Raw genomic sequence first — 568 nt, 5'->3', positions numbered from 1 at the left:
TTTTCTTCTTCTATTTTAAATCTTAGAGGTTTTATTTTTCCGTCTTCTTTAAAGTGCGCTATCATCTCAACTTTTTTAGCCACTACTTTCATTCAAATGCACTCCCTTACAGCAAGCTACTCATCATTGGATACTCTTCAAGGGATCCTGTGCCGCCATTAATTGGCTTTACTCCAGAATGTAAAAAAGTTGATCTTATAACACTATATTTCCCATGCTTTTCCCTTATATCATCTAGGGTTTTATCGAGCTTTCTTTGCTTTTCCTTTGCTTCGTAATCAAATAAAGTGTCCTGACAATACATATTGCTGCTTAGCTTAGTAACTCTTACGCCTAACTGCCTTATTTTTTCACCTTTCCAAGCCTCTTTAAAGGCTTCTTTTATTCCGTCAAAAATTACTTTTGTACAATCTGTTGAATTAAGCAATTGCTTTTGATGGGAGTAGTGTGAAAATTCATTGGTTTTAATACTTACAACTACAAGGCGGCATAGACTATTACTATCTCTAAGCCTCATAGCAACACTTTCAGTTAAAGATAAAAGTATCTTTAGTGCCTCCTCCATAGT

The 568-nt window shown here is 34.9% G+C and carries 1 pseudogene; it reads right to left on the bottom strand.

The features are described 5' to 3' along the window. Positions 1 to 106: 106 nt before the first annotated feature. Positions 107 to 568: pseudogene (locus COL3_RS26610) on the bottom strand (DNA polymerase IV); the annotation flags it as partial.

It is taken from the genome of Clostridium sp. LS (assembly GCF_002760435.1).
Classification (GTDB): domain Bacteria; phylum Bacillota; class Clostridia; order Clostridiales; family Clostridiaceae; genus Clostridium.
This window is presented reverse-complemented; position numbering and strand designations above follow the sequence as displayed.